The sequence below is a fragment of the Luminiphilus sp. nBUS_16 genome (assembly GCF_051201645.1).
Taxonomy (GTDB): Bacteria; Pseudomonadota; Gammaproteobacteria; order Pseudomonadales; family Halieaceae; genus Luminiphilus.
On sequence record NZ_CP179205.1, the window covers coordinates 1,460,221 to 1,486,562 of the forward strand.

Genomic DNA, 26,342 nt, shown 5'->3' on the forward strand with positions numbered 1-26,342 from the left:
GGCACGTGGTGGTTTAAAGAGCTCGATGCAGAGCATCCAAGAGCGCATTAGGAGCCTCCATCATAAGCGTGTGTCCTGCTCCTTGTAGTACGCTCACTTCTAGTTTATGAAAGGCTTCTTGTAGCGGACCTGTGCCACGCACAGGAGTCAGGCGATCTTCACTCCCCAGCACCATGAGTACAGGACATTCGACCGCCGATGCGCGCTCTAGGCCGCTTTGATATTCGTTACAAGCATTCATGTCGTAATACAGTGCACCGGGTTGCGATCGCTCGTAGAGCCTGAGGGAGCTACCGACCATCCATATACCGGAGCTGCGATTGCCGCCATATTGATGCCGTTTGCTGAGTCCATACTGCGTCAGCATGTCGTAAGCCGCATGATCGTTGCTCTTACAGGCGTCGAGTATGGCACCGGAGACTGGCATGGGCACGATGGTACCAACCATAACCAACGCCCGGGCGCGGGTGGCGTACCTCGCGGAAAAGTCCAGAGCAATTAAACTGCCTAAGCTGTGGCCAACCACTGCAGTGACGTCAACTTTGAGGGCGTTGAGAACTTTCTCCAGCCAGTCTGCCATTGCGGGAATGCTTTGCAGTGGTGCTCCGCTTGAACGCCCATGCCCCGGTAAATCAACCGCAATCACATTGTTACCGTGACGAGCGAAGTGGCGAGCGGCTAAGGTCCAGACCGTGTGATCCATCCCTGAGCCATGAATAAAAACGATCGAAGGCTTGTCGCTGTCGATATCGCGAGAATTTGTATAGCAGTAGACGCTGTTGTCATCGATAGTAACTTTCATGGCGTCACCGATTGCTTGGCGGCAACCTTACCCGCGGCGCGCAAGCCTTGCTTTAAATCAGCGATTAAATCTTTTGGATCCTCCAGGCCGATCGACAGGCGAATGGTGCCCTCGCCGATGCCTCCGGCAGCCAGTGCTGCGGCATCCATTCTATGGTGGGTCGTGCTTGCTGGGTGAATGACCAAGGACTTGGCATCACCCACATTGGCAAGGTGTGAAAACAGATTTAAAGCATCGACAAATGCAATACCTGCTTCCCGACCACCTACAAGGTCAAAGCTGAACACCGCGCCGCAGCCTTTGGGCAATAGCGTCGTGGCGAGTGGTTGGTCGGGGTGCCCCTCTAACTCCGGGTAGCCCACGCGGCTCACTTGTTCCTGCTGGCTTAGATACTCAACGACACCTCGGGTATTTTCCACATGACGATGCATGCGAATACCCAGTGTTTCTACTCCCTGCAAAATATGAAATGCCGTAGTAGGGCTCATACATGCCCCAAAATCGCGCAGTCCCTCCTTGCGGGCACGCTGAATGAAGGCGGCGGGACCGAATTCTTCGCTGAACACCAAATTGTGAAAGCCTGCATAGGGTTCAGTGAGGGTTGGAAATTTGCCTGATGCGTCCCAATCAAAGCGTCCGCCATCTACTAGCAGACCGCCAATGACAATGCCGTGGCCACTGAGAAATTTGGTGGCGGAGTGCATGATGATATCGGCCCCATGTTCAAAGGGCTTGATCAAATAGGGTGTGGTAAAAGTGGAGTCGACCATCAGGGGAAGTCCTGCTTGATGTGCAATAGCCGCCACCTCGGGAATGTTTAGCACGTCTAGTCCGGGGTTGCCCACGGTCTCGGCAAACACCATTCGGGTATTGTCCTGAATCGCTGCTGCAAACGCCTGCGGATCCCTCGCATCGACAAAGGTCGTTTCAATGCCGAGTCGGGGTAGGGTATAGGCCAGCAAATTATGACTGCCGCCGTAAAGTGCGGCTGCCGCTACGATATGTGACCCTGCGCCCATAAGCGTCATGATGGCGAGTGTGAGTGCGGCCTGACCACTCGCGGTAGCAATAGCGCCTACGCCATCCTCTAAAGCGGCGATTCGCTCCTCCAACACAGCATTTGTTGGATTGCTGAGTCGAGAGTAGACGTGCCCAGCGCGCTCAATATTAAAGAGCGAGGCCGCGTAGTCGGAGTCAGGGAAGCAGAAAGAGGCCGATTGATAGATGGGTGTGGCCCGGGCACCTGTAGCGGGGTCGGGTTGCGATCCTGCATGTAATGCTAGGGTGTCTAGCCCTGGATAGTCTGGTGCTGACATGGAACTCTCCTTGGTGCGTATCGAACAACGTTGTGCAATGCCTAGCCGGGCTCAAATTTAAGGTAGGTGTTAGTGAGCTCAACTCTTTCTGCGGCGATCGCCCCGTCATATTGTCTTAAGTGGATTTTCGATGACAGGGGCTTTTGTGGAAGTCGATTGTACTGCTTCAGAAAGTGGTGGGGTAGCAATGCACAAGAAAAATAAAAGGCGGGGCTTAGCAGGGTAAGCACTGAAGGGGATTTTGGCGGGCAAAAAAAACCGGGGCTATAGCCCCGGTCTGCTTATTGAGCGTGTCATCTTGCCGCGGCACCTTTAGTCGCCGGAGCGCACGAGTGTCGCGGTGTACATTCTAGGGCTGTCGCAGGAGACAACGCTACCGATCGTATCCTGTCGGACTTTCCAGCCACCCTGATTTACGTACTTTTCAGAGTTTTCGCCATAGGTGCTCAAATCTGAGACCCAGTTTGACATTTTCATTGCGTAGCCAGCGTCCTGGGGGTTGCCGTGTCCCGGTAGATGATAAACGGTGACACCGGGAACTTCCTGTTCATCCAGATAGGCGTTGTATGTTGCCTGCGCCGCCATCAGGTCTTCCATTTCCATGCCTTCACGAAATGTGCAGTCGCTAAAACTTGCATAACCTGAGGAGGATTCACCGCCGCCGCCACGTACAATTAGCGACGCAAATTCCATGTGTGCGCTGCACGTCCAAACCTCGTTAAATTTGGCGTTGAGTTCTGCTCCCTCGGTAAACCATGCATCTAGGCTTTTTCCCATACCTTTAAAGTCAGGGGTAAAACCGAACCAAAATGCGGTGCGCTCAAAGTCAATGTCAGAACCGAATACAGGGGTCATAACCCAGGCGTAGTAATCGGTCATGCCCTTTTCGTCCGACCAGGCATTCCACTCGCCAATAACTGACATAAGATCTGCCGGGGCTTTGCCCTCGTTCATTTCGCAGCCGTAAAGTTCAGTACCACCAAAGCCGCTGGGCATGTGATGGTCGGCCAGTGCTGCTTGTGTTTGGAGTACGCCAGCTACACCAACGGCAACTAAGGTTTTTAAGGTATTTTGCATTGTTTTTTCCTCGTTTATTTTTATCGTTTTGTTGGTCTAAATTTTTGCAAACTTGAAACACTCAAAACCCTACCTAGGCCGCCGCTTGTCTGTCAAATACCATCCATTGAAGTGTGAATCGGGCATCAAAATGGCGAAAACTTAAGTGCCCACCTCAATAAAAACATAAAGTTTCGAGGGTTTTTTCTGTTGGCAGGGCAGGCGTCATGTGTCTTTGAAGCGTTGGGCTTATCGCGATAAGAGTCGGTAAATGATGGGCGGCGGCAAATGATGAGTTTCGAAAAGTCACGAGGCTCGGAGAGTGAAGCGCAACAGTAGTTGAAATCGCAGTGTGAATCGCGGCGGGGACTAACCCACTTCTGGGCTGTCGATTGCATGGTCCATGCCTGCCAGTGTGTGGGTAAGCCGTTTTTTATAACGACGCTGGCGCCGCCGCGCTTTAGCGGGGTTGGCTCGCCAGCCTTGACGCTTATCATGCACCAGCTCATCAAGGTCGTCGGCGGTTTGAATGTGCTTACCGTCTGACTCGTAGGTTCTTCGTGTCATTTTAAACCTCCGGTGGGTGTTCGAAGAGTCTTACGTTTCAAGCAACGCAGCAGCAACTTTTACGGCAGTATGAGTATCAACGAAAGTTGGACGCAAACTCGGGGTATGGCGTGGTTGCGGTTGTGCGGCACATATCAGCTCGAGCTGCTGCCCAGCGCATCTTAAGGGTGAATTTTCTGCTGCAGAACGTTCCCCGATAACCTCTACGAGGGTTGCTCAGTGGCTAAAACCTTGGCTGCGGGCACATTAAAGCTCACGGAAGATCTTGCTCGGGAGCGTGCCATTCGCCCCCTTGGACACCCTCATCAAATAACCGCCAAGCCTCATCAATCAAATACACGTGTAGGGACTCGACTTGATCGGCATTCAATAAATCAGAGAAGTTACCCATGCCGCGTTCTGCCAGTGTGCCTTCGAGTACGATCTGTGCGAATGCCTTATGGGTGTCGCCGCTCATGCGTCGTAGATCAGGTATTCCTGCACCGCGACCGTCGATGTTGGCGTGGCATTTTGCGCAGTTACGCAAAAACAAAGCCTCTCCCTTGGCTATTTGTCCGGAGGAACCTTGGCGGGGAACTGCCGGAGGTGCTTTGCTGGTATCTGCGTAAAGTATTTCGGGTCGTTTCGGAACTTCCCCGCCGTTTAATTTAAAGGCAATCATTCGTCCGGCGTTGCCGTAAGTGTAGGCGGCCATACCGGGTACATAATCGTTGCCATTGCCGCCACCAACTCCTGTTAACAGGGCGATGTACTGAATACCCCCCACGCTGTAGCTCATAGGAGCGGCCATCATGCTTGCGCCAACAACTATTTGATGCAGTGTTTCACCGGTATCAGCATCTAAAGCTACAAGTTCACCGGTTCCGCGACCCTGAAAGACGAGGCCGCCTGCAGTGCTGAGTACGCCACCACCGTTCCAGAATGCGTTCATGTTGCCAATCCAGGGTCCTGACGTTTCACGCTCCCAAGCAAGCGTCTGAGTTACGGGGTTCCAAGCCCTTAAAAACCCACGAATAGTGGTGTCGGGTTGTCCTGCGCCCAACACCTCTAAAGGGGGCAGTGTCTTGGCGAGGGCGCTGTCTAAACCCCATTCGCCGGGGGTCGTAAAAATATACTGCGAGTGGCTGTTCAGCCCTCCTTGTTGATAAGTAAACGACTCAGTTGGCATAGTCCAAATCGCGCCAGCCTCCTTCACCGGTATATAGACAAGTCCGCTGTCTGGGTTGTAAGACATGGGTTGCCAATTGTGGGCACCTTGGGGGCCGGGGAATATCAGTTTTGGTTCGTAAAAATACTCAGCCTGCGATGTTTCAACAGGACGCCCAGTCTCGCTGTCAATGTGGCTGGCCCAGTTAACTTGGGCGTAGGGCTCAGCCGAAATGAGCTCGCCGGAAGCGCGATCTAGAACATAGAAAAAGCCATTCTTCGGGGCCTGCATCAGGACCTGACGAGGTCTACCTCCAATGTCTAAAGTGGCAAGAATGAATTTTTGAGTGGCAGTGAAGTCCCAGTTGTCACCGGGAGTCGTTTGATAGTGCCAGACCAACTGTCCATTGTCGGGGTTTATAGCAAGAATGGAGGCAAGGTACAGATTATCGCCACCTTCTGGGCTCCTTAATTTACGTGGATAGGGTGCTGCGTTGCCGGTACCCACGTAAAGTAAGTTGAGTTCTGGGTCGAAGGCCATAGCATCCCAAACGGTGCCGCCCAGTCCGACTTCCCACAAACTGTCGGGGTCCCAGGTGGTTGCGGCGACCTCGAGTTCGGGATGTTCGAAAGGCGGGTTGGGACTGCCCGGTACGGTAAAAAAGCGCCAGCGCAGTTCGCCAGTGTAAATGTCATAGGCCGTGATATAGCCTCTAGCATCGAACTCAGCGCCGGCGTTACCGATAATGACGAGATCGTTGGCAATGTAGGGCGCACCGGTAATGGTATAGCCTCGATTGCGATCGATGAACGTGTCGGCGCGCCAAACAACGGCACCGTCATTTTTATCAAGGGCAAATAGGTAGCCGTCCAGCGCCGCAACAAACAGCGTTTCTTCTGCGATTGCAACGCCTCGGTTTACGACACCGCAACACACTTTTCGCATGAATTGCGGATTGATTTCGGGATTAAACTGCCACAGCGATTCCCCAGTCGACGCGTCAACGGCAAAGGCAATGCCCTGGGGCCCACTGCCGTACAGCACACCATCGACCATTAGTGGTGTCGCTTCATAGCCATGTTCGGAGGGAAGGTCGATATGCCAGGCGTAACCCAGTTTAGCTACGTTCTTCCGATTGATTTGTTCTAGGGGGGAGAAGTAGGCCTGTTGGAAATCACCGCCCCCCGTAAGCCAGTTGCCGGGTTGGGGTGATTCGTCGTCGAGTTTCTGGGCTGCAACTTGGCGGTTGGGTACTGTGTTGTTTTGAATGGACGTTTCTGAGGTGTTGTTTGATGTTTCGCAGGCGCTTACGAGAGTGAGAAACAAACAACACACCAGGGTGGTTAGGGCTCGCATTAATGCGTCTCTTCAGGATCACCAAAAATAAAATCTTTTGATTCTGGTCGAGAGTAAGGCTGTTCCATAAAGCGTTGAACGGTGGTGTTAAAGAGTATTGGGTCGGTTGCAGGAGTGAAGTGGGTTTCACCGGGAAAAATAGCGAGGTGTGCCTTGGGCAATGTTTGGTACATGAGCACCGTGTGCTCTTCTCGAATAATATCTTTATCACCCGCCATGACTAATACCGGTGCTTCAATGCTGGCCAGCTCTGCTAGCGACATATCGGGTAGTTCCCTGAGAAGATAAAAGTGTTGCTTAAGTGCCGTCCAGTTTTGATCCGTATTTCCGGCGGCGATCTGGCGGTCTATCTCTGTTGAAAAATCCATCACCCAGTCTACTGCCCAACTGTGTACGGCACTTTTATCGGGACTCAGATTTGCACCCATGACTGCAAGACGATCAACGTTATTGGGGTAGGCGCGAGCGATCTCAAGGCTAATGTTGCCACCATCACTCCATCCGATCAGTCGTACTGGCGGCAGTTGAAGGTGGTTAATGAGTCCCACCCAGTCTGAGGCCATGATTTTGTAGGTCATCTGCTCTTCGGTTATGCCCGATCTGCCATGAGCACGGCTGTCGGCTACTATCACTTGATAGTTCGCCGCAAAATGGCTGATCTGCGCCGACATATCAGCAATGCTTTGGCCGCTTCCGTGTATCAGCACAAGAGGCTCTCCGGCGCCATAAATCTCGTAATACATTTCGATGCCATTGACCGCAAAGAAGCCGCCGGCCTTGTTATTGCTGCCATAATCCGGTGATGAGGCTGAGGCGGTAACCCCGAGGAAGGAGGTAGTAATAGCGGCGACAAAGAGCGTCAGGCTGAAAAGCCTGCTAGTGATGGACATCTAATTCTCTCCCCGGGCAGGTAGCTGACTGCCTCTATATTTATAAAGATGCGGGCTAAATCTTCCTCTCCTCTCCCGTGTCGTGTTTCAGCCGAAAAGAGACGTGACCCGATGAACTCCTTTGTAGCACATGAGAGCTGCGCAAGCAGCTCACAGTGCCTCTGCAAGATTTAGGGGCGACTTGCTAATTAATAGGAGATAGCTGGAGCTTATGTTTGTCGCAGTGAGCGCCTACAACCCAGTCGTCCTTTAGCTGTCAAATCAAGCACAATATGGGTGGCATTAACAGTCAACTGGGGTAGCCGCCCGCTCGGTTAAAAGCGCCTGGCTCCATAGCCGTGGCTTTGCCAGTCAATGCGCTAGAGCGCGTCCCCGGCTCCCTTAATCATGCCACGCGCCACCGCGATCGCCTTGTTGAAGCTGTGCTCTGAAATATATTCGTTGGTGCCGTGCACAGAGCGCGCTTGAGCGGCATCGATCGAATTGCCATGAAACCGATACTGATCCTGAGCGAGGTCAACATAATGTCTTGTATCGGTAGTCGCTTGGAGTAATGAAGGTATTGCAAGTGCATCAGGGTACACCTCGGCTGTGGCTGCACTGATTACGGAAAAGCCATCACCGTTTACGTCAGCAACTCCGGGTCGATTTGCCCATCGGTCATTGCTGATACGTACTGCTGGGTCATCGACAATCTCGGTGATTTCAGCAATCAACATTTCGATCGTGTCCCCCGGCAATAATCGAAAGTTTACTTTGGCCTCAGCGCGCTGAGGGATCACATTTTCTTTAACGCCGGCATTAAACATGGTGATTGCTGTTGTTGTTCTCACCATGGGTTGGGTGAGTGTTTCTTTTGCCATTTGCCGAGCAATGAGGCCATCAACGAGCCAGAGGTTATTGAATAAAAAGCGCTCCGGCTGGGGCATTTCGCCAGCCATCAGGGCCAGCGCACTGCGCATGGGCTCAACCAGTTTCGGTTTAAAAGGGTTGCTTTCAATGCGATCCAGAGCTCGGGCCAGCGTTCCTATTGCGCCCGTGCTGGCCGGGCTCGAGGAATGTCCACCTGCCGCTTGGGTTGATAGTGTTAGCGTGACGTAGCCTTTTTCGGCCACATTGATCATGGCCAGGTCCCGCCCGGGTAGCAATGGGGTGTCGCGCACCACAAACCCACCCTCGTCGACCATCCAATCGAAGGTGAGGTCAAGCTCGCGCATGCGCTGAGCTAGGGCTGCCGCGCCGTTTTGACCTCCAATTTCCTCGTCGTGGCCAAAGCCAAAGACTAGTGTTCTGCGGGGTGTGTAGCCCTCGTTGAGCAGAGCTTCCGTCGCCTCCAAGAGGCTGAGAACACCTTGCTTGTCATCCAAGGTGCCACGGCCGTACAAATTGTTGTTTTCGATAACGCCGGCAAAAGGTGGGTGCAGCCAGTCACCCTCAGTTCCTGCCTCAACGGGTACCACATCAGTGTGGGCGGTGAACAACACAGCGTTTTTATCAGCATCACTGCCGGGCCAGCGCAATAAGATGCTGTAGGTGTTGACGTATTCTACGTCTAGCTGACGAAAGGTTTCGGGATAGGTCAGCGCTAAATGTTCATTGAGGCCCTGAAAAGCACGGTGGTCAATTTCCGACGTGTCTTGAGAGCTTACCGTTTTAAACCGCACGGCCTCTGCGAGGTGCTCAAGGGGGGAGGCGCCGAAGCAGAGTTGGACCGGTAAAAGTAATAGGCCGGTTAGAATCAATCCCTTGCGGAGACGTCTCCAAGCTGTCTTTGCGTTGTTTTTTTCGGTTCTTTGCTTCATGGCCTCGTTGCCTGGTCGTTGGTTGCCGCTAAACATGGTGCCTTGCTCCTAATGATTGCCCAGTTTGTGGCGGGCTAGGTGTCCAGTTTACTCTGGTTGATTCAGCTGCAGGGATATGAGTACGACTGACTGCGCCCGCTGCCAACGACTCAAGTATTTGCGGTTACCAATGACTCGTACCCGGTTCGCCCTTAAAAGGTCCTACAACACGGTCTGTAATCCATCCGCCGTAAAAGGTGCCTGGCTGGGCCTGCACCCGTTGACCCTGGACGCTACATTCGACTAACCCCGGGTAAAAAGAAACATGCCCGTCGAGGCGCGCAAAGCTAGCTACGGGATTGCGATATTGCCAGGCGATAGCCCCCAGTTCAGCGTGATTTAGTAGTGAGAAATAATTCGCTGTTCCTTTCCACTCGCAAAAACTGCTTCCAACCATGTTGTTTAAAGCCTTCCAGTTCACATCCTCTTCGGGAATGTAGTAGGTAGGTGGGTGAGCGGTTTCCAGAACGCGTAACGTGCGGCAGCTGTTGGCGAGGTTTAAGCCCGCTATCGAGACATCGACGCGCTCATCACTGGCCACGAGTGCCGGGGGGCGTGGATAGTCCCACACGGACTCTTGCCCCTCTAAAGGTAAACAAGCGAAATCAGGTCGCTGGTTGCCAGTAAATTCCCACATAAATGTTCCTTAGTTACCGTTAGCGATAGCTTCTAACCCGCCGTGAGATTATTCGGCGCCCGTATTAGCACCCTGTGGGGCCTGCCATCGCACAAACACTCGTTAGCTTATGGTCGCAATAGCTTCTATTTCAATCATGAGCTCAGGCAGGGCTAGGGCCCTAACCTCAACGATGGTGTCTGCTGGATAGGGGGCTGTGAACCATTGTTCCCGCAGCGCTACGATGCGCTCAAAATAGCCCATGTCCGTGAGATAAATGGTGACCTTGACCACTTTAGATAGATCGGAGCCACCGGCTTCTAGGGTCCGCTGCAGAGATTGAAAGGTTGCCTCTGCTTGGGCATCAAAATTATCTATGCCCACCAGCTCACCCGTTTCGGAAATGGCAGCATGGCCCGACAGAAACAACAGGCCGTTGACTTCAAAGCCGGGTGAGATTCGAAAAGGCGCTAGGGGATCTGGTGTGAGTTTAATGGGGGTCGCGGTCATTGAAATATCTCCAACGGTGAAAGGGGCCCAAAGAACGCGGGGAATTTCCGGCTGCTTTTTAAAAGCAGTCAGCGGCCCTATGCCTACGAGCTATTACTGCCAAGAGATCATACTGGGATGGGGTTCCATAACCCAGTAGGGTTGAGTGCACCGAGTCATTGTGTGACTAGCGCGTCCAACAACGTTCTGGCGTCGGCGGTGTTTTCAAGACCTGGTAGAGGATTAATCTTTATGTTTTGCGGTGGCGTTGGGCCGGATAAACGGCTGAACGATGGCTACAGCAGCGCCTTAATAGGCCCAGGACTGTGATGTTCCACAGCTAAATAGCGCTATTACCCACTCGAAGCTGATCTGCGGGGGGCGCATTTAAGGGCCGGGTGTTTGCAACCCTGTCGGCGTTAAGGGGTGTCGAGGGCAGGTTCACAAGAAGCGCAATGTTGGCGCTAGGGCTCGTGTCTGCCAGAGGGTTATCCAGTGTTTCGCATGCCTGCAGCAACCCCGGCGATAGTGACCATAAGGGCTCGCTCGGTGGCTTTATCAGGATTCCCTCGCTGTCTGCGTAATAGCTCAGCCTGCAGCAAGTTAAGTGGGGCGGTGTAAATATCTCTAAGGTCGATTGACTCACGTCCCCAGGTGTCGTGCTCTAACTCTGTTTCTGTCTCTAAAATTCCGAGAAGTACGCTGCGGTCGTCACTGAGCTGTTGCCGCAGTGCCGCCCCTAAGTCTGCGAGTTCCGAGGTTACGAGCAAACGGTCATAGAGCTCTGCAATGGTAAGGTCTGATTTAGCGAAAACCATTTCTAGCATGGATAGCCTAGCGCCAAAAAAGGGCCACTTTTGAGCCATAGTTCTCAGTGTAGCCTCGTGTCCACCGGCGGCAGCTTTCGCAAGCGCCGAGCCTGCACCCAACCAAGCTGGAAGCATCAGACGGTTCTGAGACCAGGCAAATATCCAAGGTATGGCGCGTAAGCTACTAATGCCCCCATCAGATCGACGGCGGGTTGGACGTGAGCCTAGGGGCAAACTGGCGAGTTCCTGCTCGGGTGTGGCCTGTCGGAAATAGGGCACAAAGCTGGGTTCGTCTCTCACCCATCGGCGATAATCCTCACAAGAATCTGTGGCTAACTGATTCATGAGCAATCGCCATTCGTTGGCAGGTTCCGGGGGTGGGGTTAGGTTTGCCTGTAAAATCGCACTGGCGTAGCGGCCTAACGTATTTACAGCCAGAGGCGTGAGGCCCAGCTTGGTTCGGATCATCTCTCCTTGCTCGGTCACTCGAAGCCCATTTTCAAGTGATCCCGGGGGCTGTGACAACAGAGCATCATGCGCGGGAGCGCCGCCGCGACCTATGCTTCCGCCACGCCCATGGAACAGCTGCAATTTAACATCGGCGTCCTTGCAAACCTTTAGCAATGCTTCCTGGGCGCTGTACTGCGCCCAGCCTGCGGCCAACATACCCGCATCTTTGGCGCTGTCGGAGTAACCAATCATTACCATAATTTGGTGATCGCAGCGGGCGCAGTAAGCAGCATCGGATAACAATTCTTCGATGACTCTAGGGGCACTTTCAAGATCATCAAGGGTTTCGAAGAGGGGGGCTACCAACATTTCAGTACCGCAGCCTGTGGCTTTGAGTAGCAGCTGCACAGCCAGTACGTCAGACGCCTCAGCGGCCATAGAAATAACATAACTCCCCAAAGCAGATTGCGGCGTTTCGGCGATAACAAAAAAGGTGTCGATCACCTCCTGAGTCTCGGGTGTCGGGTTCCAGTCTCGGGGCAGAAGTGGTCGTGGATTGTGAAGCTCGGCACGCAGCCACTCGCAACGCTGTTGTTCACTCCAATCCTGATAGTTACCGACTGCTAAAGCCTCGGTGAGCTCGGAAATAGCTTGGGTATGCCGCGCACTTTCTTGGCGAATGTCGAGTTGAATGAGGTAGGGGCCAAAGCAATGGGCTCGGCGTAATGTATCTAGGAGGCAGCCACGGGCGAGTACACCGAGACTAACCATTTGCAGGGATTCGTAGCAGGCCTCAAGAGGTGCAATAACTTCACTCATGGTCAGTGGCGGTGGCCCCTCAAGCTCACCTTCTAGGGTTTTTTCAATGTGTAAGCGTTGCGCCTGCAGACGGTCTCGAAGCGGTTTAAGCACAAAGCGATAGGGTTCAAGAGCACCCTCAGCTTGAGCTTTCAACGCGTCAGAGGCGGTCGTAATTGACAACTCCTCGTAGAGCGTTGCGATGTCACCTTCGAGCAAAGTACAGGCTTGCCATTGCGCCAAAAGCAGTACTTCGCGGGTCACGTTAGCGGTCACATTTGGGTTGCCATCGCGATCACCACCGATCCAACTTGAGAGTGTTATGGGACTCCACTCAGGAGGGGGAGTGGGTAAGTCGAAGCGTTCACAAACGTCATCGACAACTCTCAAAAATTGCGGCACCGCGTCCCATAACGAGTTTTCGATAACGGCAAATGCCCAGCGAGCCTCATCAATTGGCGTTGGACGCTCAGTGCGGAATTCTTCGGTATGCCAAATTTGTGACACTAATTCCTTGAGGCGGCCATAGTCTCTTGAAGTTTCTGCAGGATTGTCTCGCAGGGTCTCGAGTCGAGTCAGGCAGTCGTTAATTTCACCGTGCTTGTGGATTAATGTTCTTCGGGTAATTTCAGTCGGATGTGCGGTGAGAACAAGGTCAATCGACAATTTTTCGAGTACTGCATGCACGCGGTGAGTTTCGTGGTCAGCCGAAAGTTGCCGGAAGGCGCCCTCAAGACTAGCTGCCGCTGAGAAGAATGTCTGACTGTAATCGGCCACAGTATGGTGCTGCTCTGCGATATTGGCGAGGTTAAGAAAATGGCTGAAGGCCCTCGCGACATCCAAAATTTGTTTGTCATTTAGCTCAGTGAGCAGAGCGCGCAAGGCTTCCTGATTATCATCATCCCGACTTTCTTTAGACTGCAATCGAATCGCCTCAACCGCATCAAACAGACCAGCATCGCCCTGGCTTTGAATAACCTGACCGAGGATTTCGCCCAAGTAGCGAACATTTTGGCGCAGTTGTGCAGTGTTGTTTGTCGAGGAGGGCGTCATGTCTTGGTTCGCTTTCGGTTAAGGGGCAGGCGCGTCGGCAGCAGGCTTTCTTTCATGCGAGCAAGGTGTTCAATACAGGGCTCACCGCGCTTCAATGTCACCCCGGTCACTAAAATATCGATAATGACGAGGTGTACGATTCGCGATGTCATGGGCAGATAATCCTCGGTATTTTCTGAGGCCTCGAGACCGATGACACAGTGACTGGCCTCGGCCAACGGTGAGCCTTGGGCTGTCAGCGAAATGATGGTTGCACCGCTAGAGGCTGCAAGCACTGCTGCATCGACGATGGCTTCAGTGCGCCCCGTGTGGGAAATAAAGACAAAAACATCACCTTGGCGGCCTCCGGCGGCAAGCATGCGCAGCATTAACGGATCGGTGTGGGTGGTTACAGGAGTCTGAAAACGAAAAAACTTGTGCTCCGCGTCCTGAGCGACGGCAGCTGAGGTGCCCATTCCAAAGAAATAGATTCGACCGGCGGCATCAAGGTGTTCGACTGCTTCCGCTAGCGTGTCCAGAGGTAGGTGTTCCCGAGCTAGGAGCAGCGCATTAACGGTATTGTCGACCAACTTACCGGGGTAGGTTGTCACCGTATCTTCCGGATCTACAACCTGGCTTATGTAGCGCACCCCAGCTACAAGGGAGCGGGCCAGCCAAATTTTAAAGTCGGGGTAGCCCGTGGCGCCCAATCGCTTGCAGAAACGATTCACTGAAGGCTCGCTGACGTTGGCCCGTTGAGCCAGCAGCGCGATACTGGCATGGGTGGCTGCCTCTGGGTCAGCAAGAACCACTTGGGCAATTTTCGTATCTGACTTGCTCAGCCCGGGAAGCGCTGCCTGAATTTGCGTCAATACATTGTTGTCATTAGCCATTGGGGACCTTCTCGCAGTGATGGTTTGGTAAACAACCGTCAGTGTGGCAGCTATAGAATGTAATCATAACAAAATAATAAGTTGCAAATCTAACTAAAATGGCTAAATATGTAATAAAGCTTCATTATAGAAACACCGTTTTAGTCACTGATAGTGCGAGGGACAGGTCATGATAAGAGTTGCCATTAACGGGTTTGGTCGTATCGGCCGAAATATATTACGGGCGTACTATGACCGTCCCAAACTGGCGCAGGCCATAGAGATTGTGGCTATCAATGACCTCGGCGAGCCTGCAATTAATGCTCACTTGTTAGAGTTCGACACAGCACATGGCCGCTTTGGTCATGAAGTGACATCGGGAAAGGATTTTCTTGCTGTTGATGGTAAGCGGATCGCAGTGTTAAGTGAGCGTACGCCAAGCGCACTGCCTTGGGCAGAGCTCGACATCGATCTTGTTTTGGAATGTACCGGCCTGTTTACAGCACGGGACTCTGCCGCGGGGCACCTTGAGGCTGGCGCTCAACGGGTTCTTGTTTCCGCGCCCACCAAAGATGCGGACGCAACGATTGTCTATGGCGTTAACCATAACGCGTTATCTTCCGAGCATCGCGTTATCTCAAACGCCTCTTGTACGACCAACTGCCTAGCCCCGGTGGTAAAGCCACTGCATGACCAGATCGGACTGGTAAGCGGTCTGATGACCACTATTCACGCCTATACCAATGATCAGAATCTAAATGATGTCTACCACAAGGATTTATTCCGCGCCCGAGCCGCGGGACAGAGCATGATTCCAACCGCTACCGGTGCGGCTAACGCGATTGGTCTGGTATTGCCGGAGTTGCAGGGCCGGCTCGACGGTTTGGCAGTGCGAGTTCCCACACTCAATGTCTCGCTGGTCGACCTCAGTTTTACTGCAGCTCGCGATACGTCGGTCGAGGAGGTCAACAGTCTGATGGCAAAAGCAGCGGCTGACGATGCCTTTGGAATCTTGGGTTATAACGAGCGACCTCTGGTGTCGGTCGATTTTAATCATGACAGCCACTCAGCTAATTTTGACGCCAATCACACCCGAGTAGCAGGGCGCTTGGTGAAAGTTTTGGCGTGGTACGACAACGAGTGGGGCTTTTCAAACCGCATGCTAGACAACGCCCTTGAGCTCAGCGCCATCGCTGGCCTGACTGCGGATAAGGCCGCCTGATTGCGCAATTAGGTCTTGATGGGGGTATGGGTCACACTAACTTTGGTGCTCCCGTCATTGTACCCACCCAAGCTTGCGGGAGATGTAGCCTATGGGGTGTGATCTAAGGCGTGTGCCAAAGTTGAAACGCCCCTCTGGGTGCGAGAAAGGTAGCCACTGGCGCCTTGGCGGCTTCGGCAACTTCTAGAGCCTCGCGGGCCACGTCAAGTTTTTCCTTCCCCACTATATGCACTGCACCCCAATGGCAATCTTCCAGTCGTTTTTTGGACAGTGAAATTCTTGCATGGGGCGCTGTTGTGGGATGGGTCATTAAAGCCGCATCTAACGTGCAGAGACCCTCGTGGATCTCGTTAGCACAGGGGAATAAAGACGCCGTATGGCGGTCGCCACCCATGCCTAAAATCACAACGTCGAAGGTGCCTAGCTGCTCGAGCTGAGTACAAACGCTTCGTAGGTTGCCTTCTTCGTCTGGAAAGTCAGGGATTAAACTCAGAAACTGAGCGGCAGCAGCGCGATTTTGCAGCAGGTTGAGACGAACCATCGCCTCATTAGATGCCTCGTGATCTGAAGGCACCCATCGCTCATCCGCTAAGAGAACGGTGACGTGCTCCCAAGGAATGTTGGCTGTTGAAAGCTGCGCAAACAAAGGGCGGGGCGTAGAGCCGCCAGAAACAACGAGGGTCGCTTTGCCGCGCGCATTAATGCCGGTTTGCAATTGGCGAGTAATGGTTTCTGCCAATGCCAAATTGAGTGCATCTGGCGATGCGAAGCCGTGGTCAGACATGCCAGCTACGACCGTCTTTTTCTATCAGAAGCTCGGCTTTGGGTGGGCCCCAAGATCCGGCATGGTAGGGCTTGGTTTCTATATTCTTTTGGCGGCAGGCCTCAATCAATTCGTCACACCATCGCCAGCTTTCTTCAATCTCCTCGCGCCCCACAAACAGCGATTGGTCACCATTAATGGCATCTAGAAATAAGCGTTCATAGGCGTCGGGAATTCGGTTCATGCCGGTAGTTTCCCGAAAATCCAAATCTAAGGTGTGGTTCTGTAAGGACAGCTTTTCTCGAAGCGTCTGGCGCTTGGACGCCATTGTTAGCTCGATACCCTCTCTGGGCTGCAACCGGATGATTAGCTTGTTTGCGCTGGTGCCGCCGCTAAAAATATTGTGAGGGAGGTCTTTGTACTGAATGATAATTTCGGTCAGCTTCTCAGGAACGCGTTTGCCGGTTCGAAGGTAAAAGGGAACACCGGCCCAGCGCCAGTTGTCGACGTGAGCCTTGATGGCTATGAACGTCTCGGTATCGCTGTCGGGGCGCTCGCAACCGGTCTCCTCAAGGTACCCGGGCACGGCAGCACCAGAAGACCATCCTTGACTGTACTGCCCTTTAATCACGTGATCGGAAACCTGATCGACATCGATACGTCTCAACGCTTTGACAATTTTTACCTTCTCGTCGCGGATGCTATCGGCCTCGAGGCTGTTAGGGGGCTCCATAGCGACGAGACAGAGCAGCTGCATCAGATGATTTTGAACCATATCGCGAAGCTGACCAACGCGATCATAGTAGGACCACCGGCCCTCGATGCCGACGATCTCGCCAACGGTAATTTGAACATGGTCGATACAGTTGGCGTCCCATTGACTGTTGATAAAGCGGTTTGCAAAACGCAGCGCTAATAAATTTTGAACGGTCTCCTTACCTAAGTAGTGATCGATGCGATAAATCGACCCCTCGTCAAAGTAGCGAGCCAGAGTTTCGTTGACCTCTTTTGAAGATTCTAGACATTCGCCAATTGGCTTTTCTAATACGATTCGGCAGTCACCGGTAAGACAGTTGTTAGTAGCTAGATTGTTGCAGATAAGAGCGAAGATGCTGGGCGGCGTGGCCAAGTAAAATAAGCTGACACGGGTATCATCCAGCGTCGCTCTGATACCGGCGTAGCTGTCGGTACTAGCGAAGTCGGCTCCCACATACTGGAAATGTCGCGAGTAGTGCTGCCACTCGGCGTCGGAGGGCGACTCTGAGCCCATGTAGGCATGCATGCGTTGCCTTAGGCCCTCCAAAAAGGTGTCGACGTCGACTTCATCCCTGGCGATTGCCGTAATGCGCAGGTCGTTGGGTAGCAGGTCGGCACGATCAAGTTGAAATAGCGCAGGGAAGAGCTTTCTCGCAGAAAGGTCTCCGGAGGCTCCAAAAATAATTAGGTCAACACCGCTCATTGGATTGATTCCTTTATCTTTGACAACTCAGAGGCTTCACGACTGAGCTGGGTGACGGCGTGCCAGTCACCTGACTGAACTTTGTCTTTAGGGAGCATCCAAGAACCGCCCGCCGCTTGAACATTGGGCAGTTGGAGATACTCCAACAGGTTCTTCGGGCCAATTCCGCCCGTGGGTACAAAGCTAATACTAGAAAAAGGGCCAGAGAAAGCCTTGATTGCTGCCGCGCCACCCGAGGTGCTGGCGGGGAAGAACTTCAAAACTTTAAAGCCGGCCTCGGCTGCGCGCATAACCTCGGTCGCAGTCACCGCTCCAGGTAACAGGGGTGTATTTGACGTGATGCTTTTATCAAACAAGGCATCACTTTGACCCGGAGACACGATGAATCGAGCACCCGCGTCGACTGCGGCAGAAAAGTCGTCTCCATTACAAACGGTACCAGCTCCAACGTGTGCGTCAGGAACCGCTTCGCTGATAGCTTTGATCGCGGCAAGGGCGCAGGGTGTCCTCAGGGTGATCTCGAGAACTTTTATGCCCCCAGCCACTAAAGCTTCGGCCATCGGTATGGCGTCAGCTTCGCGCTCGATAACCATGACGGGAATAACAGATGTGGACGCTAAAAAATTGTAGGCTTGTGGAAGCACGATCAACCTCTAATATGGGGGTCATTGAGTGACGCTGCGGCGCCCAATAGGCCCAGTTGGCTATGGGTTACGACAAATGTGGGAATGTCAGATAGGTAGTCCGCAAAGCGGCCCTTTGCGAGAAAGCGCGCCCTGAAATCACTGCGCCTTAGTAAGTCGAGATAGCGAGGGACAATACCTCCCGCAATGTAGATGCCGCCCTTTGCCCCCAGCGTAAGGGCGAAATTACCCGCTGCCGCACCAAGCACCGCAAAAAACATGGCCATAGTTTCTTTTGAGAGCGCGTCATCAGCACTGAGAGCTGCAGCGCCAATTTCAGCAGCGCTGCTGTATTTGATCTTAAGGTTTCGGTGGTCGGCTAGAGCTTGATAAATATTATTGATACCTTCGCCACAGCAAAGCCTCTCGATAGAGACGCGACCATAGCGGGCTCTCAAAAAATCGAGTACTGCCGCTTCTACGTTGGTAACGGGGGCAAAGTCGACGTGTCCACCTTCTCCGCTAATCACGAGTGGCTCACCGGCATGCGTTTTGGCAAGGGTGGCTACGCCGAGACCCGTACCGGGGCCTAGTGCAACACAGGGGGCTCCGGGTTCAGCGCGGCCACCGCCTACTTTTTCGAGGTCGTTTTCTGATAGCAGCGGCAGGGCCCGGGCAGCTGCGGCAAAGTCGTTAATGATGTTTACTGATTGCAGCCCAAGCGTGGTCATCACCAGTTTTCGGTCAAATCGCCATGCGCTATTGGTAAAGCTAACAGGTTGAACATCCGGTGGTCCCGCCACTGCTAGGCAAGATTCTCCCGCATCGGCCATGGATAACCCCGATTTTACAAGGTCGCTTTGAAGCTGTTCCAAAACATTGCTAAAGGTGGGAAAAGCGGCGACTTCATAAGAGCCTATTAACCGGTATTCATTTTTTTGATCGTCACAGATGCCGAAGCGGGCATTAGTGCCGCCGATGTCGCCTAGCAAATGCCACTTATTTGCCATCTCAGGCGACCTCAACGCGCGCGCTTTGGTGCGTGAAATGGGTGTCAGCGTCGAAAAGAAAACTGGCGCCTTGTTCAGCAGTACTCACTTGATTTCGAGCTGCAGAAAATAGGTTTCTGCCAACAGTAAATTGATCGGCATTCGGTGGGGTGGCCCTGTTTCTGTTGGCCAGTTCGGGCTCTGATAGCGCAACGCTGAGTTCTCCCGTATTGGCGTTGAGGGTAATCATATCGCCGTCTCTGATTCGAGCTAGAGGGCCGTCTGCAGCGGCCTCTGGCGTAATGTGTATTGCAGCAGGAACTTTGCCTGAAGCGCCACTCATACGCCCATCGGTAATCAAGGCTACTGCATGACCTTTATCCTGAAGGCTGCTTAAGAGTGGGGTGAGCTTGTGTAACTCAGGCATGCCATTTGCCATAGGCCCTTGAAATCTCACCACAACAACGCAATCACGGCTGAGCTCCCCCGAGTCGTAAAGTGCTTGCAGAGCGTGCTGTGAGTCGATGACGACAGCTGGGGCTTTTACAATTTGGTGAGCAGCGCTTACGGCAGACACCTTTATAACGCTACGCCCTAAATTGCCCTCAAGTAATCGGAGTCCCCCTTCCTCTGCAAAGGGTGCTCTGGTATCCCGTATGACCGTGTCGTCAAGGCTTGCTGCGGGCGGTTTTACCCAGCTGATATCAGCGTTACCTAGGCTGGGTTCACTCACAAAATCAGCAAAGGGGAGGCCTAGGCATGTGCGTGCATCACTGTGCATAAGTCCGTCCGAAAGCAGGTTTTGAAACAGAACCCCTGTGCCTCCAGCGGCATGGAAGTGATTAATATCAGCCTGCCCATTGGGATATACCCGGGCGAGTAGAGGCGTGGCTTGTGATATCGCATCAAAATCGGACCAGTTCATGATGTACCCTGCGGAGCGCGCTATGGCTATCAGGTGAATACAGTGGTTCGTGGATCCTCCAGAGGCAACCAGCGCCACTAGGGCGTTAACTAAAGCCCGGGCATCAACCTGCTCCCCGAGTGGGGTGTAGCGACTGCTCTTGGCGGTAATGCGGGTGACTTGCTGGGCAGCGTAGGCAGTCAAGGCCTCACGCAAGGGTAATTCTGGATTAACAAATGACGCGCCGGGCAGCTGCAGCCCCATGGCCTCTAGCAATAATTGATTGGTGTTTGCTGTGCCATAAAAAGTGCAAGTGCCCGCGCTGTGGTAGGACGCGCTTTCGGCGTGAAGCAGCTCTTCGCGGGTGGCATTGCCCTCGGCAAAGCGCTGGCGTACGGCTGCTTTTTCTTTATTGGGTAGGCCCGAGGGCATGGGGCCAGCAGGTATGAACAGCGCGGGCAGATGGCCAAACTGAAGCGCACCAATTAAAAGCCCCGGCACGATTTTATCGCAGATGCCCAAAAGCAATACTGCGTCAAACATTTGGTGGGAGAGGGAGACCGCAGTTGCCTGCGCGATCACGTCACGACTAAACAGCGACAATTCCATACCGGCTTGGCCTTGGGTGACGCCATCGCACATCGCAGGTACACCACCGGCCACCTGTGCAGTACTACCGACTGCCCGCAAAGCGGCTTTTATTTGGTCGGGATAGGTTTCGTAGGGCTGATGCGCCGAGAGCATATCGTTAAACGCGGTCACGATGCCCACATGGGCGGCGTCCATAAGTTTAATAGCAGATTTGTCGGTCTCGTTACACGCGGCAAAGCCATGTGCGAGATTGCCGCAACTTAATTGCTCTCTCCCGGGAGCTTGACGGGCCATGGAGTCAATCATTGTCAGATATTCATCGCGCAGGTGACGACTGCGTTGCTCAATATCGGCAGTGACTTTGCTAATAATGGGAGAGACTTGAGTACTCACAGATGCTTCACCAGAGAGATTAGAAGGGTAATAAAATAACATATATAGCGTATAAAATTCATTATATACCCCCTTAAATGTAATTTAAGCACATAAGTGACCGGTTATCCGAGGGTGTCGACCTCAAAAGCACCTCAGCGCCCGTCACTTTGCTGATGCGCCGTAGCCGGGTTAAGGTTCTGGTTAGTGCCGCCAGTGATGCCGAGCTTGTTTAGCCTCTAGAGCCTCCAAGGTTCCCGCAGGCAGTTGCTGTCCTCCGGCTTGATGGAAAAAGAGAGGCGCCGTTGTGCTCTTGCCGGTCAACATCTCGTTCATTGTAGTGGTGTCAAATAAGCGGCCGTTGAGCATGGTATGCGAGACGTATTCCGATAAACGGATGTCGTCGAGTACATTGCCGTCAATAATGGCAAGGTCAGCTAACTTTCCCTCCGCAATTGAGCCAATGTCAGCATCCATACCCAGATGGATAGCGGCATCATAGGTGGCGCCACGAAGTGCTTCCCAAGGCGTAAATCCGCCCTGAACCATCATCCACATCTCCCAATGGGGGGCGAGCCCCTCTCGCTGACCGTGGGCTCCAATCATCACTCTCACGCCATTATCTCGGAGCTTCTTTGCGGTTCTAGCGACATTGATGTGATTGTAATGATGGTCAGGTGCCTTGGGTCTGCGCATGCTTCTGGGTTCGACGAATTGCCGAGGTGAATAGCGCATAAGGCGTTCATTGAGCCAGACATCGGTTCGATCATACCAATACTCCTCACCCATCAGTCCGCCGTAGGAGACAACGAATGTCGGCACGTAGCCGGTGCCTACTTGGGACCAAAGTTGTACAACATCATCGTAGATTTCGGCAATTGGCAGTGAGTGTTCAATACTGGTGTGACCATCAATGAGGTGGTTCATGTTGTGTTGAAACTTCATGCCGCCCTCAGGAACCACCATAATGCCTTGCTGATCAGCGGCTTCAATAATCTGTTGCCTCGCGCTTCTGGCGAGTTGATTGTAGCTTTTCACCGATACGGCTCCGGAGGCTCGTAGGCGCTCAATATGAAACTCAGCGTCTTCGAGGGTATGAACCTCAGTGGTGGCTCCGGGCGCATTGGCACCATACAGAATGGTCCCCGTGGACCAAGTTCTCGGCCCCAAAATAAGCCCGGCGCGCTGCATTTCGGCGTGGGTGAAGATTTCGCTGGTGTCATTAGATGGGTCATGAATGCTGGTGACGCCAAAGGCCAAATTCGAAAGTTGCATCCAATTTTGTTGGGGAATAATTTCCTCACTACCCATGCCGCCGTGAGCGTGCGCATCGATAAGGCCGGGTACCACAGTTTTGCCACTAATATCGACAATTTGCGCCGTGCTAGGAATATCAACTTCGTCCCGTGGACCTACTGCAGTGATGCGATTTTCTTCGATAACAATGACACCATCAGATAGGACGTGCTGCTGACTGTCGGCCTCTTGCATTGTTACAACGGTGCCGCCTACGAGGGCGATCACCGTATTTGGTTTATCAGCCGGCACTGAAAAGCCTAAATCAATCGATTGAATCTCGGGTTCGGCCATCGCCGTGTCATTAGATTCATCACTGCTCGGTGCTAGAGCGCTGAAGGCATCTTGCAGGTTTCTGGTAAACAGTGTCGGTCCGTTTGACCAGTGCAGTGCCTGACTGTCCGCCGACCAGTGAAGAAATTCTCCGGCGCGTTGAGAGACGCCACGAACTGGAATCGCACCTCCAGAGCGTTGCGCATTTATAGGCTTGCCCGTCCCTGTCAGGGGCATGACATAGACCCTAAAGTGCTCCGTAAATGCCAGCCAGTTGCCATCGGGTGATACGGCATAGCTCGTCACCTTTTCGCCTTGAGCAACCACACGTTTATCTAGGCCATTGTGGTCCACGCTATGAAGTTCTAAGCCGTTTTGGCCCCGTGTGGTAAACAGTATGCGGCTTCCGTCTGCGCTGAAGGCGGGGTGGTGTCCGGTATTGCTGACCTTGATGGGTGCGCCGCCTTTAACAGCAACACGATAAATACCGGGATCCACAGACCAAAGGGGTGACAGTAAGTAGCCTCCTGTCGTTTTGCGGTAAACCACAGACTTTCCATTGGGAGAAAATTGTGGCTGAACATAGTGACCGGGGGTGGTTACAAGCGTTTTACTGCGACCGCCTCCAGCGCTCACTATTTTGACGCGGCCTAATGATTGATCATCCCAAGAGGTGTAGACCACTTGTTGACCATCCGAGGAAAGTGCTGGCCAGTATTCAAAATGCTCTTTTTGCTTTGTGAGGCGTCGAGGTTTTTGGGCACCGTCGGCGGTAACTCTCGAGTGGTAGAGATGACCCATGCTGCCAAAAACGGCGGACTGCCCCTTTGGTGTTAGCTGTGCCCAGCGCAGCATCTTACTGGCAACCGTTTCGGGCGCAACGTCTACCGGAAACCGCACCGTGTCGCGCACTTTTTTCGTGACAGCTATCCGAATGGGCAGTGTGCTTGTGGCACGGGTCTCAGTGTTCAGTCTATGGATTCGCCCTGCAGTCCAGAACACAAGGTCACGGCCGTTGGGCAACCATTCGAAGGCGGTTGTGTTGCCGTGACTCCCTGCGGTTTCTTGCTCGTCGCGCTCTAATGTGTCGTAAACAACGGTTTCCATACCCGAGGCGAGATCACGAATAACAATCGCGCTGTTGAAATCTGGAAGTCGTTTGACGAAGGCAAGCTTGCTGCCGTCTGGCGATGGGGTAGGGCGCACGGCACCTCCGGGCCCTCCGGTTATGGTAACCGTCTCTCCGGTGGTTAAATCGAGTCGTTTGATGGCGAATATCTCGCCAGTCGAGTCCTTGTTGTACTGCCACACCAACCCCGAGGTTGTGTCTTGACTGTAGTACAAATGTTTCCCATCGGGAGAGAAAGCGGGTTCTGCAATGGATTTTTGGGCGCGTTTACCGTCGGTATTGTCGACAACTTCGACACCACTACCACCATTGATGTGGTACATCCAAATTTCCCCTGAGGGAATGCTGCGCCTTGAAACGGTGCCTTTACGTACTGCTATCCACTGGCTGTCAGGCGTCCATGCTGGGTTGTGAAGGTTGTGCTGACGTTCACTCGTGATCTGAAGGACGTTGCTGCCATCAATGTCCATAACCCAAATGTTGTCATTGCCGTCCCGATCAGAGACGAAAGCAATACGTTGGCCGTCGGGGCTGAAGGTGGGCTGGAAGTTCCATTCTGTGCCCTGGGTCAGGGCTGTCACAGGGCCGCCTGCTATGGGCACGCTGTATAAGTCGCCCAACATGTCAAAGACTACGTGGGTACCGTCAGGACTGACATCTACGAACGACCAGGTCGTAGTGTCCGTATCAATGGTGATGTCCCGCCATGGGCCAGGGGGGTTGGAGACATCCCAGCTCGCCGGCTCTTGAGCGGCGCTGAACGCCTCTAGCGCAAACAGCACTCCGAATAAGGTCATTAAGTATCGGGTCATAAACTGTCTCCAAAGGACATTCAGACAAAAATTAGGGGCTCGTAATGGTACCGGTAGCCATTGCTTACGCAAGTGTTGTCGCCAATGGGTTTGCCATCAACACTCGTTGTTGTTGCTCTCGATTGCTGTGCCCGGGATTTTATGGTCGCACCATTGGGATGGCATAGTCCCAAACACCGCGCATCGCGTTTTGGGCTTACAGCTCACAATAAGTGTCCATGCTGCATTTTAGGGCTTTCTAGCGTGGATTTGTGTCTTTGACATTGATCGACCGCCATGCCTGAATCGCCATTGCCGTTGCCGGATCAATGGTGTCGAGACCTTCGCCGTGTTCGAGCATCGTTGATATCTGCCGACCGATCACCTTGCCCAATTCAACACCCCACTGATCGAAGGCATTGATGCCCAGTAATCGTGAGAGAAAGAAGGTTTTATGCTCATAGGCGGCGATTAAAGCACCGAGTATTTCTGGAGTGAGCGCCTCGAAATAGATCAGTGAGTGGGAATGATTACCCGGCATCTCATAATGTGCTGCAAAGCTGTCGGGTTGACCGCGCCCTTTAGCAAGCTGCATTGCTTCGCTCGGATTTCGTCCAATCAAAAGCGCTCGACTCTGAGCCAACGCATTGGCCACAAGTTTGCGCTGTGCATCGAAATCTCTGCCTTCCTGCGTAAGGGGCAAAATAATGTCGGCGGTAAAGCGACGGTTGCCCTGATGGAGCAGCTGATAGTAACTGTGTTGGCCAATCGTCCCGGCCGAACCCCACAGCACTGGAGCACTGGGCACAGCAAGGGCCGCGCCAGTGAGGTCGACTCGTTTTCCGTTACTTTCCATGGACAGTTGCTGCAAAAAGTCGGGGAGTTGCTCGAGACAATGGGCGTAGGGTAAAACGACGTGGGTATCGGTCTTGAGATAAAGGGTATTCCAGTATTCGAGCAGGGCCATTATCAGGGGGAAATTATCGGCGCCTCGACTGCCTAGGGTGTGAAGGTCCATTTCTTGAGCGCCGTTGAGCAGACGCTGGAATGTGGCCCAGCCAGATTGCAGTGCTATAGATATGCCCACGGCAGACCACAGTGAGTAGCGACCTCCAACCCAATCCCACATAGGAAAGCAGTTGGCTTGGCTAATACCAAAACCACTAGCGGCGTCGAGGTTGGTAGTAACCGCCACCATGTGTTTGTCGATGTCCGACTCGCCCGCGCCGGCGGCGAGTAACCAAGCTCGCGCCCTCAGCGCATTGGTCAACGTTTCTTCTGTGGTGAATGATTTTGAGCAAACAATAAAAAAGGTCGAGCGAGGGTCCAGCGTCGCAAGGGTTTCATCCAAATCTTGAGGATCGACATTGGCGATGAAATGGGCATTTAAAAGGTCGGCGTCAGAACGCAGTGCTCTACACACCATTTTTGGGCCAAAATCAGAGCCGCCGATACCAATATTGACTACATCGGTAAATCGAGTACCACCGAACCCCGTGCGTTCTTCGCCATGAATTTCTGACACTAGTTGCGCTAACCGCGTATTAGTCGCTTGTATCTCGGCATACAGCTCTGGGTTTGTGTCCGCTCGTGTGCCGCGCAGCAACGTATGTAAGGCGGCACGTTCCTCGGTGATGTTTACAGCCTCGCCTCGAGTCAAGGCGTCAAAATCGGTAGCTAAGTTTGACTGCTCGGCAAGTTCGAACAGGCGCTCTCGGCTGAGTGGGTCGATACGGTGTTTGCTGTAATCGAGAACAATGCCGTTAGCCGCACAGCGCAAGTTGGTTGCGCGGGTTGAGTCCCCCTCAAACCACTGGGCCACACGGGCAGTTGCCATTTGATCGGCTAAATTTTGCAGTTCACTATCAATATTTATGGTGCTCGACATG

Annotated in this window: 19 protein-coding genes; 1 reads left to right on the forward strand and 18 read right to left on the reverse strand. The window is 53.2% G+C overall.

Going from position 1 to position 26,342, the window contains the following annotated elements; translation table 11 throughout:
- Positions 1-13: 13 nt before the first annotated feature.
- The 11 genes from ACMAY6_RS06465 to hexR form a co-directional block, all read right to left on the reverse strand.
- Positions 14-802: an alpha/beta fold hydrolase gene (locus ACMAY6_RS06465; RefSeq protein ID WP_435215471.1), complete on the reverse strand. Its 789-nt coding sequence runs from the start codon at positions 800-802 to the stop codon at positions 14-16.
- Positions 799-2,118 (reverse strand): O-acetylhomoserine aminocarboxypropyltransferase, encoded by a 1,320-nt coding sequence (locus ACMAY6_RS06470; protein ID WP_435215473.1) that lies wholly within the window; start codon positions 2,116-2,118, stop codon positions 799-801. Before ACMAY6_RS06470 ends, ACMAY6_RS06465 begins: the two co-directional genes overlap by 4 nt.
- A 312-nt stretch (positions 2,119-2,430) precedes the next feature.
- Positions 2,431-3,195: a hypothetical protein gene (locus ACMAY6_RS06475; RefSeq protein WP_435215475.1), complete on the reverse strand. Its 765-nt coding sequence runs from the start codon at positions 3,193-3,195 to the stop codon at positions 2,431-2,433.
- Positions 3,196-3,543: 348 nt separating this feature from the next.
- A complete protein-coding gene (locus ACMAY6_RS06480; protein WP_435215476.1) occupies positions 3,544-3,741 on the reverse strand; it encodes a hypothetical protein in 198 nt (65 codons plus the stop codon).
- A 253-nt stretch (positions 3,742-3,994) separates the two neighbouring features.
- Positions 3,995-6,244, reverse strand: a complete 2,250-nt coding sequence (locus tag ACMAY6_RS06485; protein ID WP_435215477.1) for a PQQ-dependent dehydrogenase, methanol/ethanol family — start codon at positions 6,242-6,244, stop codon at positions 3,995-3,997.
- Positions 6,244-7,134, reverse strand: coding sequence for an alpha/beta fold hydrolase (locus tag ACMAY6_RS06490; protein ID WP_435215479.1), 891 nt, complete (start codon positions 7,132-7,134; stop codon positions 6,244-6,246). Before ACMAY6_RS06490 ends, ACMAY6_RS06485 begins: the two co-directional genes overlap by 1 nt.
- 359 nt (positions 7,135-7,493) lie before the next feature.
- Complete coding sequence (locus tag ACMAY6_RS06495) at positions 7,494-8,936, reverse strand: M20/M25/M40 family metallo-hydrolase (RefSeq protein ID WP_435215480.1); 1,443 nt, start codon at positions 8,934-8,936, stop codon at positions 7,494-7,496.
- A gap of 163 nt (positions 8,937-9,099) precedes the next feature.
- Positions 9,100-9,612 carry a DUF427 domain-containing protein gene (locus ACMAY6_RS06500; protein WP_435215482.1) on the reverse strand — a complete coding sequence of 171 codons (513 nt, stop codon included), beginning with the start codon at positions 9,610-9,612 and terminating at the stop codon, positions 9,100-9,102.
- Positions 9,613-9,714: 102 nt separating this feature from the next.
- On the reverse strand, positions 9,715-10,101 hold the full coding sequence (locus tag ACMAY6_RS06505; protein ID WP_435215483.1) for a RidA family protein: 387 nt from the start codon (positions 10,099-10,101) through the stop codon (positions 9,715-9,717).
- Positions 10,102-10,568: 467 nt separating this feature from the next.
- On the reverse strand, positions 10,569-13,190 hold the full coding sequence (gene ppc / locus ACMAY6_RS06510; protein ID WP_435215484.1) for a phosphoenolpyruvate carboxylase: 2,622 nt from the start codon (positions 13,188-13,190) through the stop codon (positions 10,569-10,571).
- Positions 13,187-14,062, reverse strand: a complete 876-nt coding sequence (gene hexR, locus ACMAY6_RS06515) for a transcriptional regulator HexR (protein WP_435215486.1) — start codon at positions 14,060-14,062, stop codon at positions 13,187-13,189. The genes ppc and hexR overlap by 4 nt, the downstream gene beginning before the upstream one ends.
- 169 nt (positions 14,063-14,231) lie before the next feature.
- Here hexR and gap point away from each other — a divergent pair, with 169 nt between their 5' ends.
- Entirely contained in the window at positions 14,232-15,263 is a 1,032-nt protein-coding gene (gene gap / locus ACMAY6_RS06520) for a type I glyceraldehyde-3-phosphate dehydrogenase (RefSeq protein WP_435215488.1), read from the forward strand.
- Positions 15,264-15,366: 103 nt separating this feature from the next.
- Here the strand turns inward: gap and pgl are convergent, their stop codons facing one another.
- From pgl to pgi, 7 genes are all read right to left on the reverse strand, one after another.
- On the reverse strand, positions 15,367-16,047 hold the full coding sequence (gene pgl, locus ACMAY6_RS06525; RefSeq protein WP_435215489.1) for a 6-phosphogluconolactonase: 681 nt from the start codon (positions 16,045-16,047) through the stop codon (positions 15,367-15,369).
- Positions 16,040-17,485: a glucose-6-phosphate dehydrogenase gene (zwf, locus tag ACMAY6_RS06530; protein WP_435215491.1), complete on the reverse strand. Its 1,446-nt coding sequence runs from the start codon at positions 17,483-17,485 to the stop codon at positions 16,040-16,042. Before zwf ends, pgl begins: the two co-directional genes overlap by 8 nt.
- Complete coding sequence (gene eda, locus ACMAY6_RS06535) at positions 17,482-18,129, reverse strand: bifunctional 4-hydroxy-2-oxoglutarate aldolase/2-dehydro-3-deoxy-phosphogluconate aldolase (RefSeq protein WP_435215493.1); 648 nt, start codon at positions 18,127-18,129, stop codon at positions 17,482-17,484. Before eda ends, zwf begins: the two co-directional genes overlap by 4 nt.
- 2 nt (positions 18,130-18,131) lie before the next feature.
- A complete protein-coding gene (gene glk, locus ACMAY6_RS06540; RefSeq protein ID WP_435215495.1) occupies positions 18,132-19,118 on the reverse strand; it encodes a glucokinase in 987 nt (328 codons plus the stop codon).
- 1 nt (position 19,119) lies between these two features.
- Positions 19,120-21,027, reverse strand: a complete 1,908-nt coding sequence (edd, locus tag ACMAY6_RS06545) for a phosphogluconate dehydratase (protein ID WP_435215497.1) — start codon at positions 21,025-21,027, stop codon at positions 19,120-19,122.
- Positions 21,028-21,168: 141 nt separating this feature from the next.
- Entirely contained in the window at positions 21,169-24,474 is a 3,306-nt protein-coding gene (locus ACMAY6_RS06550; protein ID WP_435215498.1) for an amidohydrolase family protein, read from the reverse strand.
- Positions 24,475-24,712: 238 nt separating this feature from the next.
- Positions 24,713-26,341 (reverse strand): glucose-6-phosphate isomerase, encoded by a 1,629-nt coding sequence (gene pgi / locus ACMAY6_RS06555; RefSeq protein WP_435215500.1) that lies wholly within the window; start codon positions 26,339-26,341, stop codon positions 24,713-24,715.
- Position 26,342 lies beyond the last annotated feature (1 nt).

Bases quoted from the DNA above. Each gene is read 5' to 3' on its own strand.
- ACMAY6_RS06465 (WP_435215471.1), bottom strand. From the start codon at position 802: ATGAAAGTTACTATCGATGACAACAGCGTCTACTGCTATACAAATTCT.
- ACMAY6_RS06470 (WP_435215473.1), bottom strand. From the start codon at position 2,118: ATGTCAGCACCAGACTATCCAGGGCTAGACACCCTAGCATTACATGCA.
- ACMAY6_RS06475 (WP_435215475.1), bottom strand. From the start codon at position 3,195: ATGCAAAATACCTTAAAAACCTTAGTTGCCGTTGGTGTAGCTGGCGTA.
- ACMAY6_RS06480 (WP_435215476.1), bottom strand. From the start codon at position 3,741: ATGACACGAAGAACCTACGAGTCAGACGGTAAGCACATTCAAACCGCC.
- ACMAY6_RS06485 (WP_435215477.1), bottom strand. From the start codon at position 6,244: ATGCGAGCCCTAACCACCCTGGTGTGTTGTTTGTTTCTCACTCTCGTA.
- ACMAY6_RS06490 (WP_435215479.1), bottom strand. From the start codon at position 7,134: ATGTCCATCACTAGCAGGCTTTTCAGCCTGACGCTCTTTGTCGCCGCT.
- ACMAY6_RS06495 (WP_435215480.1), bottom strand. From the start codon at position 8,936: ATGAAGCAAAGAACCGAAAAAAACAACGCAAAGACAGCTTGGAGACGT.
- ACMAY6_RS06500 (WP_435215482.1), bottom strand. From the start codon at position 9,612: ATGTGGGAATTTACTGGCAACCAGCGACCTGATTTCGCTTGTTTACCT.
- ACMAY6_RS06505 (WP_435215483.1), bottom strand. From the start codon at position 10,101: ATGACCGCGACCCCCATTAAACTCACACCAGATCCCCTAGCGCCTTTT.
- ppc (WP_435215484.1), bottom strand. From the start codon at position 13,190: ATGACGCCCTCCTCGACAAACAACACTGCACAACTGCGCCAAAATGTT.
- hexR (WP_435215486.1), bottom strand. From the start codon at position 14,062: ATGGCTAATGACAACAATGTATTGACGCAAATTCAGGCAGCGCTTCCC.
- gap (WP_435215488.1), top strand. From the start codon at position 14,232: ATGATAAGAGTTGCCATTAACGGGTTTGGTCGTATCGGCCGAAATATA.
- pgl (WP_435215489.1), bottom strand. From the start codon at position 16,047: ATGTCTGACCACGGCTTCGCATCGCCAGATGCACTCAATTTGGCATTG.
- zwf (WP_435215491.1), bottom strand. From the start codon at position 17,485: ATGAGCGGTGTTGACCTAATTATTTTTGGAGCCTCCGGAGACCTTTCT.
- glk (WP_435215495.1), bottom strand. From the start codon at position 19,118: ATGGCAAATAAGTGGCATTTGCTAGGCGACATCGGCGGCACTAATGCC.
- edd (WP_435215497.1), bottom strand. From the start codon at position 21,027: ATGTTATTTTATTACCCTTCTAATCTCTCTGGTGAAGCATCTGTGAGT.
- ACMAY6_RS06550 (WP_435215498.1), bottom strand. From the start codon at position 24,474: ATGACCCGATACTTAATGACCTTATTCGGAGTGCTGTTTGCGCTAGAG.
- pgi (WP_435215500.1), bottom strand. From the start codon at position 26,341: ATGTCGAGCACCATAAATATTGATAGTGAACTGCAAAATTTAGCCGAT.